The following is a 12,690-nucleotide window of genomic DNA, read 5'->3' on the forward strand; positions in this document are numbered from 1 at the left end:
CATGAATCTCGCTCTACCCTTATTCAAGCAGGTTAAGCGATGACAAGACGTGCGGCAGCGCCCAGGGGTTATAACCCTGTGCAAAGCGGTCTAAACTGTTACTCATGTTTTACGGAACTGAAGGAACAGTAAGACGCTTGGCATTCGCCACTCTCATCGAGCCTGTAAGACAGCCCAGTGCTTAGAGGCCGATCGCTTATGAAAACACCCACCCAGACCAACGCAATTGACTTTGACAGTGCCAAATTGCAACGCCTGGGGTTTGGTCAGCCATCCCTCCTCCCACGCCGTCCCACGACGCTGGAGCAACTTCGCCAGCAACTGGGCCTGCAATTACAAACCAGCCTGGAGCCGGAGCGCATCCTCGGTGTGTTCTTCCGTGAGATCCAACGCCTGGTGCCCCTGGACGCGTTGCAGTACCGCCATCAGGCCAGCGACTTGCGCCTGGAGTTCGGCCATCGCGGGCATCACTCAGTGAGCTATAGCCTGAGCCATGAAGGCGAGCACCTGGGCGAGCTGATCTTTCGTCGCAACCAGCGCCTGGCGGAAGAAGAGCTCGGCCAGCTCGAATCCCTGCTGGCCACCTTACTCTACCCAATCCGCAACGCCCTGCTCTACCGCGCCGCCACCCGCAGTGCCTTGCGCGACCCGCTGACCGAGACCGGCAACCGTATAGCCATGGACCAGACCTTGCAACGGGAAGTCGACATGGCGCGCCGGCACCTCAATCCGCTGTCCTTGCTGATGCTCGACATCGATCACTTCAAGATCATCAACGACACTTACGGCCACACCGCTGGCGATAAGGTACTGCGCGCCGTAGCCGGGGCGATCAAGCGCCAGTTGCGTAACGTGGATATGGTGTTCCGGTTTGGCGGGGAAGAGTTTCTGATCCTGCTGTCCAACACGGGCCGGGATGCCGCTGCGATGGTCGGTGAGCGCCTACGCCAAGCGGCGCAGGCCCAGGATTATTGGGCGGATGACACGCGGATCGAATTGACGGTGAGCCTGGGCTGCTCGACCTTGCTGGCCGCAGAGTCTACCGAAAGCCTGCTGCGTCGGGCCGACAGTGCCTTGTATGTGGCCAAGCGAGAGGGTCGCAACCGCCTGGCAATGGCGGGGTAAGCCCCCGCCACTCTCATTTCATCAAGCTTCGCTGGCGACCCGCACCTGGCGCTCGCGCACCACGGCTGGGGCTTTTTCTTTCTCCAGGCGCATGCAGCTTTCCAGGAACAGGTACATGTAGTCGTAGCTCTTGCACACGGCCTGGCGCAGCTCGGTCTGCAGTTCCTTGGTCGGGTTCATCCCGGCCAGGGTGCAGATGATTTCCAGGGCTTCCCATGGGTGGGCATCATCGTACTGCGCGTGCATCTTCAGCCACTTCATCGCCCGCTTGCGCTCTTCCTCTGGGAAAGCGGCCGCATAGACGCCGGTAGAACACACCACGGCGGACCATTCACCCGTGGCACCCTCGATCGCATAGTTGGTCGCGGCAATGGCCACGATCAGCGAGTCGGCAGAGCTGGTGTGCCAGCACCAATGGCTCAGCGCATGCAGTTCCGGTGGTACGTTCTGGGCCTGCAATTCCTCCAGGCTCACGCCGTGGGCACGGGCCCAATGCACCCAATAGTCGGCGTGGTTGAGTTCCACGCGAATATTGCGCATCAGCCAGCGGCGCGCCATGTCCTCCCCAGGATGGCGGGCAAATTTGGTCTTGGTGAGGTTCTGTGCCATGTACAAGGCAAACTGTTCCACCACGGGCCATCCACCGATCAGGTAATGGCGCATAGTCTTGGCGCTGAGCGTGTTGTCGCGCATGCGCTGGTACAGTTCGTGTTCGACAACGCGGCGCTTGCTCTCGCTACAGTCCAGGATCAGTTTCTGAGCCCAGGCAGGGTAACTGGAGGCTTCCATAAGCGGGCCGGTTCTGATGAATGTGTCGATCACTGTTAAGGCTCCTTTTTAAGTGTGATTGTACAGACCAGCGAATGTTTCAGCGGAATGTGCCGGGCGCCTTGAATAACAGAGGCTGCGGCCGCACAGGTCGACACTGCAAGCTATCAAAGGTAAACAATTGCGGTCGTTCAATCAGGTAGCCCTGAGCGTAATCCACACCAATTTCGAGTAATGCCTGTTCGATTTGCGGTGTCTCGACAAATTCAGCAATTGTGCGCTTACCCATGACATGGCCGATGTGGTTTATCACTTCGACCATCGCGCGGTTAATCGGGTCGTCCAGCATATCCTTTACGAAACTTCCATCGATCTTCAGGAAGTCTACAGGTAAATGTTTGAGATAGGCGAATGAGGACATTCCGGCACAAAAGTCATCCAGCGAAAACTGACAACCTAAAGCTTTGAGTTCATTAATAAAACGGATCGCACTGCCCAAGTTTGCAATAGCACTGGTTTCGGTTATTTCAAAACAGATCATGCCCGGCGGAATATTGTATGTATGAAACTTCTCACGTAAAAATCCGAGGAAGTCTTCATCACCAATAGTGATGCCTGACAGATTGATCGCACACATGGCCATCGGGCGTCCCGGCCGCTCCTGTATGCACCGGCTGATGAGCTTGAACACATTCTCCACCACCCAGCGGTCCAGGGACGTCATCAAACCGTAACGTTCGGCCGCCGGGATAAAGCTGTCGGGCAGGATGATACGGCCGGCCTCGTCATGCAGGCGCAACAGGATCTCGATATGCCCATCGCCGCCGTCGGTAGGCCCCAGCGGTGAAATTTCCTGGGCATATAGGCAGAACCGGTTCTCTTCCAACGCCATGTGCAGGCGCTGCACCCAGGCCATTTCGCCAAAACGCAGCGACAGTTCCGAGTCGTCGGCGTGGTACACCTGCACGCGGTTGCGGCCTTTTTCCTTGGCCATGTAGCACGCCATGTCGGCGGCGCGCAGTGAGGTTTCCAGCGTGGTCGGAGTATGGCCCAGGTGCACCAGGCCGATGCTGACGGTGGTCATGAACGGCCGCCCCTTCCACACAAAGTGCAGGCTTTGCACGGTATGGCGCAGGCTCTCGGCGATCTTCTCCGCGACTGCCGCCGGGCAGTTTTCCAGCAGGATGCCGAATTCATCGCCCCCCAGACGCGCCAGGGTGTCGCCCTCGCGCAGGTCCGACTGCAGCAGCGCGCAGATATGCCGCAGCAGTTCGTCGCCGGCCGCGTGGCCACACGTGTCGTTGACCAGCTTGAACTGGTCCAAGTCGAGGAACATCAACGCATGACGCTCGCCCAGCCGCTGCGCGGTGGGATGCAGCACCTGTTCCAGGCGGAATTCGAATTCGCGGCGGTTGGCCAGGCCAGTCAGGGCGTCGTGGGTCGCCTGCCAGGACAGGTTGGCGATGTATTGACGCTCCTGGGTCATGTCATGCAACACCAGCACCGCACCCGTGACCTTGCCGGCACTGCGGATCGGCGCGCCCACCAGCGTCACCGAGACCGTGCTGCCGTCCAGGCGCTGGATGGTTTTGGAATGCTCGCTGCCGCCACTGAGTTGGCCCTTGACGATATGTTCAATGAGCGTAAAGCCGTCGGGCTGGGCATTGTCGTCCAACAGGTTGAACAGCGCAGCCAAGGGCAGGCCTTGGGCCTGGGCCGAATTCCAGTGGGTCAGCGCCTCAGCCGCCGGGTTCATGTAGGTGATGGCGCCGTCGACGTCGGTGGTGATCACCCCGTCGCCAATCGACTCCAACGTGATCTGCGCACGCTCCTTCTCTTGCTGCAGGGCATTGGCAAACGCGTGGCGCTGGGTCAGCAACTTATGGGTACGCAGCAGTGCCAGGACGATCAGGCCGAGGGCCGTGGCCAGGTTGGTGATCAGCAACAACCGCAGGATCATCCGCGAGCCTTCGCCCAAGGCATCACTGAACGCTTTGGCCGCCGGTGTCACACCTTCGTTGATGGCGATAATGTGTGCTTTCCACTGGCGTACGTCGTTGGCGCTGACGTGGTCACGGGTGATTGCGCCGTGCATCTCGCGGGCCAACTCATCCAGTTGCACCAGGTAACCATCGCCCACTGTCCATAACTCGATGGCTTTTTCCAGGTAGCTGAAATGGCGAAAGTTGAGGTACAGCCAGATCAGGCTGGAAACGTCATCCGGGTGGTTGCCGCCCTTGAGGATGCCCAAGCGGGCAGCACTGAGGTCTGGTGTGGATTGGTCCAGCGCAACCCGCAATTCATGCCCGCCCTGGGGCACGGCAATCGCCTGCTGGTATTTGAGGTAGGTGGTTTCGTCACGGTTGTCGGCGTAGAGCGTCAGGTAATAGATGGCATCTTTCTGGCCCTTGGACCACAGACTTTCACCTGCCACGTAGCCGCGCACTGCCGAGAGCACGTAAAGACTGACGCAGCCTAACAATGCCTGGAACAGCACAACGGCGATGAAGGGCCAGACAATGCCCAACAGCCGTGGCGTTCCGAGAGTCCGCTTTTGCTTCATGAAGCCCCTTGCACATGCACCGCTGGATACGCACGCGAAACACCGCTTCCGATAGCTCAGCCTAGGCTAAATCAACGAACTTGCTGCAAGTGCCCGTAGAGTTTGGCGTACAACCCACCGTCAGCAATCAGCTGTTGATGGTCGCCGTCCTCTGCAATGTGACCGCCGTCGAACACTAACACTCGGTCGGCTTGCTTAACCGCCGACAGGCGGTGGGCGATAATCAGTGTAGTACGGCCGCTGAGGAACCGCGCCAGCGCCTGGTGCAGGTTGTACTCGGTGGCGGCGTCCAGGGCGGAAGTCGCCTCGTCGAGGATCACCACTTTTGGCTCGGCCAGCACCATGCGCGCAATCGCCAGGCGCTGACGTTGCCCACCGGAAAACCGCACCCCGGAACGCCCCACCACACTGTCCAGGCCCATGGGCAATGCCTTGACGGTAGCATCCAGCTGGGCGATTTCCAGTGCCTGCCAGCAGGCTTGATCACTGCGTTCGCGGCCCATGGTCAGGTTGGCGCGCACCGTGTCGTTGAACAGCGCCGGGTGTTGCAGCACTACGGCGACGTTTTCGCGAATGGTTTCCAGGCCGATTTCCTGCTGGGTAGCACCGCCAAAGCGGATAGTTCCAGCCTGTGGCGTATAGAGTCCGAGCAACAGTTGCACCAAGGTACTTTTACCGCCGCCGCTGGCGCCGACGATTGCCACCTTCTCACCGGGTGCGATGGCCAGGTTCAACTGGTCGAGCACCAAGTCTTCGCCATAACCGAAATTGAGGCCGCGCACCTCGATGCCGACAGTCTCACGCCCAACGAAAGGATCTTCGCCGCCGGCGTATTGCGGCTCATCGGCACGCGCCAGCAGTTCGTTGATCCGCGTCAGCGCGCCGCCTGCCGCGTAATAGGCGTATTGCAGGTTCAGCAATTGCTCCACCGGGCCGATCATGAACCACAGATAGCTGAACACCGCGAGCATCTGGCCGATGGACAGGTCGGAGAACAAAACGGTAAGCATCGCCGCTGCGCGGAAGATGTCGATACCGAACTGAAACAGCAAACCGCTGGCGCGGCTGGAGGCGTCGGTTTTCCACTGCGAATGGATCGCGTAGTCGCGCACTTCCTGGGCACGCTGGCCCAGACGCCCGAGGAAGAAGCCCTGGCGATTGCCAGCGCGGACCTCCTGGATCGCGTCCAGGGTTTCAGTCAGCGCTTGGGTAAAACGCGAAGTGCTGTCGTTTTCCAACTTCTTCAGGTGTTTGACGCGCTTGCCCAACTGCACCGTGGCGTAGATCACCAGCGGGTTGAACAACAGGATCAGCAATGCCAGCTGCCAATGCATCCACACCAGGATCGCCGAGGTACCCACCAGAGTGAGCATGGCCACCAGGAAGCGGCTAAGGGTTTCGCCGACAAATTTGTCCAGCGTGTCGAGGTCAGTGACCAGGTGAGTCGTTACCGTGCCGCTGCCCAGGCTTTCGTACTCGCCCAGGGAGATACGCTTGAGCCGCTCGATCAGGCGCACACGGATGCGGTACACAATGTCCTTGGCCAGCCGCGCAAACAGCCGCGCCTGCACCACGTTGAACACCAGGGCACCACAGCGCAGGAACAGGGTCACCAGCAGCATCAGGCCGATATAGCCGGCCGCCTTCTGCCAGCCCAGCGGCAGCGCGTGATTCATCACCTTGAGGGCAGCGTCGCCGTGGCCCAGCAGGACCTCGTCCACCAGCAGCGGCAACAGCAAGGGAATCGGTACGCTGCACAAGGTCGCCAGCACGGCGACGCCATTGGCGATCCACAGGGATTTCTTGTGACGCAGCGCCAGGCGGCGAATTTCCGCCCAGGTCAGGCGATCGGTGCGCTGGGCGGGTTCATGCACAGGTGGCTCGCTCCAGCCATCGGCCCAGCAGAGGCGACAGCTCGGACAGCGGCTGGTAACCGTTGGTCAGCAACGCCAACTGACCATTACGCTCGGCCAGCAGCGTCGGGAAACCGGCGATGCCCAGGTCTTGCACCCAGGTGAAATCGGCCGCCGTGGCGGCATGCTGCTCAGCGCGGTCAAACTCGCCGGCAAACTCGATGCGCGGGATGCCCGCCTGCTCGGCCAATTCCACCAACACGCTGGCGAGGGTCACGTCGCGGCCTTCCACATAGAAAGCACGCTGGATCAGCCCCAGCAGTTTCCAGGCGCAGTCCGGCGCCAGGCTGCGGGCGGTGACGATGGCGCGGCACGCCGGCTCCGTGTCGTAGACAAAACCGTCGGGCAACGCGCCTTCACGCTTGAACGGCTGGCCGGTGGCGTCAGTGACCGCCTGCCAGTGTTCCAGGATATAACGCCGGGTGGTCGGCTCCAGCGCTGCGCCGCTACCGGTACGCAAGCCGCCTACCACCAGATGCAGCTCGACGCCGGCCGCCTGGGCCTGCTCCACCAACGCCTCGGCCACCGGGGCAAAACCCCAGCACCAGGAACACATCGGGTCCATTACATAGAGCAGGCGCGCGGACATGGGTCAGGCCTCGGAAGGGGTTTGCTTGTAGTTGAAGCCAATCGGGTGCGGCATGTTGCGGGCCTTGGCCAGCTCGATCTGCTTCTGCCGGTCGATCGCGCTGCGACGGGTCTTCTCCGGCAGCTTATCCCAGCAATGCGGGCAACTGATGCCAGCCACATAATGCTCGGAAGCGCGGTCTTCGACACTGACCGGTGTACGACAGGCATGACATTGATCGTAGTCGCCTTCGCTCAGGTCGTGGCGCACGGTCACGCGATTATCGAAAACAAAGCAGTCGCCCTGCCATTTGGTTTCTGCCTGCGGCACCTCTTCGAGGTACTTCAGGATGCCGCCCTTGAGGTGATAGACCTCGTCAAAGCCTTCGCTGAGCATGTAGCTCGACGCCTTCTCACAGCGAATGCCACCGGTGCAGAACATCGCGACTTTCTTGTGCTTGGCCGGGTCGAAGTTGGCTTTGATGTAGTCGGGAAATTCGCGAAAACTGGTGGTTTTCGGGTCGATCGCGCCTTCAAAGGTGCCGATGGACACTTCGTAGTCGTTACGGGTGTCGATCAACAGCACTTCCGGGTCGCTGATCAGCGCGTTCCAGTCCTGCGGGTCGACGTAGGTACCGACTTTCTTGTTCGGGTCGACGCCTTCGACGCCCAGGGTCACGATCTCTTTCTTGAGCTTGACCTTGGTGCGGTAGAACGGCTGGTCGTCGCAGTAGGATTCTTTGTGGTCGATGTCGACCATGCGCGGATCTTTCTTCAGCCAGGCCATCAGGCCATCAATGCCTTCGCGGCTACCGGAAACCGTGCCGTTGATGCCTTCTTCGGCGATCAGCAAGGTGCCTTTGATGCCGTTGTCGACCATCGCCTGCAACAGGGGCTCGCGCAGGGCGACGTAGTCTTCGAGGGTGACGAACTTATACAGTGCCGCCACGACGATCGGTTGAGTCATGGGTGTTCTCTCCAGGTGGCTACCCTCGTAAAGGGTGAACCGGATGCAAAAAAAACGCGCCGGCTGAGCGGCGCGTTGCAGATTCTAACAAATGCCTGGTGTCAGAGACACCCGATCATCAATCATGTCCGCCAGCGCAGGTCGGCGAGGCCGGGGCTGCGTCGATTTTCGCCCATTCTTCAGGCGTGTAGGTATGCAGCGCCAACGCATGAAACTCGTTCATCAGGTCACCCAGGGTGGCGTAGACCTTCTGGTGGCGCTTGACGCGGTTGAGCCCCTCGAACTGCGGGCTGACCAGCACGGCCTTGAAGTGGGTCTGCAACCCACGGCTGTGCATATGGCTTTCATCCAGCACGCTCAAGTGGTCGGTGCCCAAGGCGGCAAGCGCCGTTTCGATACGCTGTTGCATGGTCATTCCTGCTTACTTCTTCTTGGCCGGAGCGGCGGCTTTAGGCGCCAGCTCGTTGGTCATGTCTTCCAGCAGCTTGTTGACTACCGGCACGGCGCTTTCCAGCTTGGCCTGGGTCATCTGGGCCGATTGCTGGGTCAGCTGCGGCATTTTTTCCAGGACTTTCTTGCCCAGCGGCGACTGGTAGAAGGCAACCAGGTCCTTGAGCTCGGATTCGCTGAAGTTGGTGGTGTAGAGCTTGACCATGTCAGGTTTCAGCTTTGGCCAGCCGATGGCCTGGTCCAGGGCGGCGTTGGCCTTGGCCTGGTAGCTGTCCAGTACGGACTGCTTGGCGGCAGGCGCCTTGGTCTGTTCAAAACGCTGGGCGAACATTTGCTGCACTTGCATGTACACCGGGGTACCCAGCTTGTCGGCATGGGCCAGGGTAAGGAAGGCTTCGGCACTGGCGTTGTGGCTGGCGGTATCGGCAAGAACCTGGCCGCTGGCGCAAACCAGAGCAACCGCGGTACAGATGGCACGAAGACGAGTCATCGAGTTTCCTTTTCTAGCAGGCGAGGTCAGACCCCAAGGGCGCCCATTCTGCGCCTAAAAAACCTTATGGCTCAACCCCGAGCCTTGCTGGATAAAGATTCTCGAGGGATGAACCCGATGAAAAGTCTTTTAGGGAACCCACTAGGCCGAACACGGCCTAAACTGCGCAAACGAACTTGAAGGAGTGTGCCCGATGAGCCGTATCGAAACCGACAGCCTGGGAGAAGTTCACGTCCCGGATGACGCTTACTGGGGCGCCCAGACCCAACGTTCGCTGGTTAACTTCGCCATTGGCGAACAGCGTATGCCGCTGGCGGTATTGCACGCCCTGGCCCTGGTCAAGAAGGCCGCAGCACGGGTCAATGACCGTAATGGCGACTTGCCCGCCGACATCGCCCGCTTGATCGAACAGGCCGCCGACGAAGTACTCGATGGTCAACACGACGACCAATTCCCCCTGGTGGTCTGGCAGACCGGCAGCGGCACCCAGAGCAACATGAACGCCAACGAAGTGATCGCCGGCCGCGCCAACGAACTGGCGGGCAATAAACGTGGCGGCAAGAGCCCGGTGCACCCCAACGATCACGTCAACCGTTCCCAGAGTTCCAATGACTGCTTCCCCACCGCCATGAGCATTGCAGCGGTCCAGGCTGTGCATCAGCGCTTGCTACCGGCAATTGCGACGCTTTCCGGCGGCCTGGCTGAACAAGCAGCCAAACATATGAAGCTGGTGAAGACCGGCCGCACTCATATGATGGATGCCACGCCGATCACCTTCGGCCAGGAGCTTTCGGCGTTCATCGCCCAGCTTGACTACGCCGAACGCGCCGTTCGCGCCGCACTGCCCGCCGTCTGCGAGTTGGCTCAGGGCGGCACCGCCGTCGGCACCGGGCTGAATGCGCCCCACGGTTTTGGCGAGGCGATTGCCTCCGAGCTGGCGGCGTTGTCGGGCTTGCCGTTCGTCACCGCGCCGAACAAATTCGCCGCCCTTTCCGGCCATGAGCCGTTGGTGACGCTACACGGCGCCCTGAAAACCCTGGCCGTGGCCCTGATGAAAATCGCCAATGACCTGCGCCTGCTGGGCTCCGGCCCGCGCACCGGGTTGGCCGAGGTGAAGTTGCCGGCCAACGAGCCCGGCAGTTCGATCATGCCAGGCAAGGTCAACCCGACGCAGTGCGAAGCGCTGTCGATGCTGGCCTGCCAGGTGCTGGGCAATGACGTGACCATCGGCATCGCTGCCAGCCAGGGGCACTTGCAGTTGAATGTGTACAAGCCGGTGATCATCCACAACCTGCTGGAATCCATCCGCCTGCTGGCCGACGGCTGCAACAACTTCCAGGAACACTGTGTGGCCGGGCTTGAGCCAGACCCCGTGCAGATGGCCGAGCACTTGGAGCGCGGGCTGATGCTGGTGACCGCGCTCAACCCGCACATCGGCTACGACAAGTCGGCGGAAATCGCCAAGAAGGCTTACGCCGAAGGGTTGACGCTAAGGGAGGCCGCGCTGGACCTGGGCTACCTCACCGACGCGGAGTTCGACCAGTGGGTTCGCCCGCAAGACATGCTCGGCGCCTAGGACGCCATGCGCAACCGCCGGGCCTTGAGCCCGGCGAGCAACGACGGCGCCAGCGCCACGGTCGCCGAACCCAGCACCACCACCAACGCCCCGGCATAGCCCAGGGCGTTGATCTCTTCGGCCTGCACATACTCAGGCCACAGCCACGCCGACAGGGCGACCGCAACGAAAGTCACCAGCGGTGTAAGCGCCAGGGTCGCACTGACCCGCGAAGCTTCCCAATGGGCAAGCGCTTCGGCAAAAGCGCCGTAGGCCACCAAGGTATTCATGCAGCACGCCAGCAACAGCCAGCCCTGCAGCGGGCTCAGGTCCAACGCCTCCATAGGATGCGCCCAGGGCGTGAGCAACAAGGCGCAGGTGAGGTAGATCACCATCATCACCTGCAGCGAGTTCCACACCGTCAGCAACTGCTTCTGGCCCAAGGCGTAAAACACCCAGATTGAAGTGGCCAACAATATCGTCAGCACACCGGCGGTATAGGCACCCAGGGATGTCAGCAACTCCTCCAGACGCTGGTTGAAGAACAGGCCAAAGCCTGCAATCAACACGAATAACCCGAGCACCTGCCCGCGACTGAAACGCTCCTTGAACACAAACACACTGGCGATCATCAAGAAGATCGGCCCCATCTGCACCACCAGTTGCGCCGTGCCAGGGCTGAGCATTTTCAGGCCCACCAGGTACAACACGTAGTTGCCCACCAGGCCGCACACCGCCATCCCTACCAGCCAGCCACCCTTGGGGCCCAGCACCTTGCGGCTGGGCAAGCGCTTGGTCAGCGCCAGGTAGACGAACAGGCAACTGCCAGCCACGATCAGGCGAAACCAGGTAACGGTGATCGGGTCCATCACCTGCAGCACCTGCTTGAGTTTGATCGGCAGGATGCCCCACAGAAACGCGGTCAGCAGGGTCAGGAGAAAACCATAGACCCAGCGGCCGGAAGAGATGTGCATGAGTGCCCCAGAAGCCAGAGGAAGTGGAGCCGCATTCTAGGGGCACCCGACGCACTTTGTGTAGCGAAGATCAGCGCACCGCTTCGAACAATCCGGTGGCGCCCATGCCACCGCCCACGCACATGGTGACGATGCCATAACGCAGATTGCGCCGCTGCAACTCACGTACCAGATGCCCCACCTGCCGTGAGCCGGTCATGCCGAATGGGTGGCCGATGGAGATCGATCCGCCGTTGACGTTGTATTTGGCATTGTCGATTTCCAGGCGATTACGCGCATATAAGCACTGGGACGCGAAGGCTTCGTTGAGTTCCCACAGGTCGATATCCGCCACTTGCAAGCCCTTGGCCTTGAGCAGCTTGGGCACCGAGAACACCGGGCCGATGCCCATCTCGTCCGGTTCGCAACCCGCCACCGTGAACCCACGGAAAAACGCCTTCGGCTTGAGGCCCAGTTCAAGGGCTTTTTCCAGGCTCATCACCAGCGTCATCGAGGCGCCGTCGGAGAGCTGCGACGAGTTACCCGCCGTCACCGAGCCGTCCTCGGCAAATACCGGCTTCAAGCCTTGCAGGCTGGCCAACGTGGTGTCCGGGCGATTGCAGTCGTCACGGTCGACCACGCCCTCGAGCACCTGCACTTCACCGGTGTTCTTGTCTTCGACTTTGTACTTGACCGCCATCGGCACGATTTCATCGTTGAACAAACCGTCTGCCTGAGCCTGAGCGGTGCGTTGCTGGCTTTGCAGGGCGTACACGTCCTGCTCTTCGCGACTGACGTTGTAGCGACGAGCGACGATCTCCGCAGTCTGGCCCATGGGGAAGTAGATACCCGGCACCTGCTCTTTCAGCAGCGGGTTGATCAGGTTGTCGGTGTTGACGCTTTTCATCGTCAGGCTGATGGACTCGACGCCACCGGCAACGATGATATCGCTGCAGCCCGACGCGATCTGGTTGGCCGCGATGGCAATCGCCTGCAAGCCCGACGAGCAGAACCGGTTGAGGGTCATCCCCGCCGTACCGGTGCCCAGTTGTGACAACACCGCCACATTGCGCCCGATGTTGTAGCCCTGGGCACCTTCATTGGAGCCGGCGCCGACGATGCAGTCCTCCACGGTGGCAGGGTCGATTCCATTGCGGGTGAGCAGCGCGTTGACGCAATGGGCCGCCATGTCATCCGGGCGGGTCTGGTTGAACTTGCCACGAAACGATTTGGCCAGGCCAGTTCGTACGCTGTCGACGATCACTACTTCACGCATGGGCTACCTCGATCTTGTGGTTGTCGGGAGATGGATCGAGGATAGATCCAGCTCCCGCCAACC

The 12,690-nt window shown here is 60.7% G+C and carries 11 protein-coding genes; 2 read left to right on the top strand and 9 right to left on the bottom strand.

What is annotated here, in order from left to right:
* Positions 1 to 198: 198 nt before the first annotated feature.
* Positions 199 to 1,125, top strand: coding sequence for a GGDEF domain-containing protein (locus ACP7C6_RS04020; protein WP_028617232.1), 927 nt, complete (start codon positions 199 to 201; stop codon positions 1,123 to 1,125).
* A 21-nt stretch (positions 1,126 to 1,146) separates the two neighbouring features.
* Here ACP7C6_RS04020 and ACP7C6_RS04025 read toward each other — a convergent pair whose 3' ends face one another.
* From ACP7C6_RS04025 to ACP7C6_RS04055, 7 genes are all read right to left on the bottom strand, one after another.
* Positions 1,147 to 1,947, bottom strand: a complete 801-nt coding sequence (locus tag ACP7C6_RS04025) for a TenA family transcriptional regulator (protein ID WP_028617233.1) — start codon at positions 1,945 to 1,947, stop codon at positions 1,147 to 1,149.
* Positions 1,948 to 1,993: 46 nt separating this feature from the next.
* Entirely contained in the window at positions 1,994 to 4,456 is a 2,463-nt protein-coding gene (locus ACP7C6_RS04030; RefSeq protein WP_028617234.1) for an EAL domain-containing protein, read from the bottom strand.
* 71 nt (positions 4,457 to 4,527) lie between these two features.
* Positions 4,528 to 6,330 carry an ABC transporter ATP-binding protein gene (locus tag ACP7C6_RS04035; RefSeq protein WP_028617235.1) on the bottom strand — a complete coding sequence of 601 codons (1,803 nt, stop codon included), beginning with the start codon at positions 6,328 to 6,330 and terminating at the stop codon, positions 4,528 to 4,530.
* Positions 6,323 to 6,925: a DsbA family protein gene (locus tag ACP7C6_RS04040; protein WP_174890965.1), complete on the bottom strand. Its 603-nt coding sequence runs from the start codon at positions 6,923 to 6,925 to the stop codon at positions 6,323 to 6,325. The genes ACP7C6_RS04035 and ACP7C6_RS04040 overlap by 8 nt, the downstream gene beginning before the upstream one ends.
* A 36-nt stretch (positions 6,926 to 6,961) precedes the next feature.
* Complete coding sequence (locus ACP7C6_RS04045; RefSeq protein WP_028617236.1) at positions 6,962 to 7,903, bottom strand: rhodanese-related sulfurtransferase; 942 nt, start codon at positions 7,901 to 7,903, stop codon at positions 6,962 to 6,964.
* Positions 7,904 to 8,021: 118 nt separating this feature from the next.
* Positions 8,022 to 8,318 carry a BolA family protein gene (locus tag ACP7C6_RS04050; protein ID WP_028617237.1) on the bottom strand — a complete coding sequence of 99 codons (297 nt, stop codon included), beginning with the start codon at positions 8,316 to 8,318 and terminating at the stop codon, positions 8,022 to 8,024.
* A gap of 6 nt (positions 8,319 to 8,324) precedes the next feature.
* A complete protein-coding gene (locus ACP7C6_RS04055) occupies positions 8,325 to 8,843 on the bottom strand; it encodes a DUF2059 domain-containing protein (protein WP_014719258.1) in 519 nt (172 codons plus the stop codon).
* Positions 8,844 to 9,036: 193 nt separating this feature from the next.
* Between ACP7C6_RS04055 and ACP7C6_RS04060 the strand changes: the two genes are divergently transcribed.
* Complete coding sequence (locus tag ACP7C6_RS04060) at positions 9,037 to 10,419, top strand: class II fumarate hydratase (RefSeq protein ID WP_122725772.1); 1,383 nt, start codon at positions 9,037 to 9,039, stop codon at positions 10,417 to 10,419.
* On the opposite strand, the gene ACP7C6_RS04065 is transcribed toward ACP7C6_RS04060, so the two are convergent.
* Positions 10,416 to 11,372 (bottom strand): DMT family transporter, encoded by a 957-nt coding sequence (locus ACP7C6_RS04065; RefSeq protein ID WP_068932110.1) that lies wholly within the window; start codon positions 11,370 to 11,372, stop codon positions 10,416 to 10,418. The two genes, ACP7C6_RS04060 and ACP7C6_RS04065, sit on opposite strands and share 4 nt — an antisense overlap.
* 70 nt (positions 11,373 to 11,442) lie before the next feature.
* On the bottom strand, positions 11,443 to 12,627 hold the full coding sequence (locus ACP7C6_RS04070; RefSeq protein ID WP_028617240.1) for a thiolase family protein: 1,185 nt from the start codon (positions 12,625 to 12,627) through the stop codon (positions 11,443 to 11,445).
* Between the last annotated feature and the right edge of the window lie 63 nt (positions 12,628 to 12,690).

It is taken from the genome of Pseudomonas sp. TWR1-1-4 (assembly GCF_049897165.1).
Taxonomy (GTDB): Bacteria; Pseudomonadota; Gammaproteobacteria; order Pseudomonadales; family Pseudomonadaceae; genus Aquipseudomonas; species Aquipseudomonas canadensis.

Bases quoted from the DNA above. Each gene is read 5' to 3' on its own strand.
- ACP7C6_RS04055 (WP_014719258.1), bottom strand. From the start codon at position 8,843: ATGACTCGTCTTCGTGCCATCTGTACCGCGGTTGCTCTGGTTTGCGCC.
- ACP7C6_RS04045 (WP_028617236.1), bottom strand. From the start codon at position 7,903: ATGACTCAACCGATCGTCGTGGCGGCACTGTATAAGTTCGTCACCCTC.
- ACP7C6_RS04070 (WP_028617240.1), bottom strand. From the start codon at position 12,627: ATGCGTGAAGTAGTGATCGTCGACAGCGTACGAACTGGCCTGGCCAAA.
- ACP7C6_RS04065 (WP_068932110.1), bottom strand. From the start codon at position 11,372: ATGCACATCTCTTCCGGCCGCTGGGTCTATGGTTTTCTCCTGACCCTG.
- ACP7C6_RS04020 (WP_028617232.1), top strand. From the start codon at position 199: ATGAAAACACCCACCCAGACCAACGCAATTGACTTTGACAGTGCCAAA.
- ACP7C6_RS04040 (WP_174890965.1), bottom strand. From the start codon at position 6,925: ATGTGTTCCTGGTGCTGGGGTTTTGCCCCGGTGGCCGAGGCGTTGGTG.
- ACP7C6_RS04060 (WP_122725772.1), top strand. From the start codon at position 9,037: ATGAGCCGTATCGAAACCGACAGCCTGGGAGAAGTTCACGTCCCGGAT.
- ACP7C6_RS04030 (WP_028617234.1), bottom strand. From the start codon at position 4,456: ATGAAGCAAAAGCGGACTCTCGGAACGCCACGGCTGTTGGGCATTGTC.
- ACP7C6_RS04050 (WP_028617237.1), bottom strand. From the start codon at position 8,318: ATGACCATGCAACAGCGTATCGAAACGGCGCTTGCCGCCTTGGGCACC.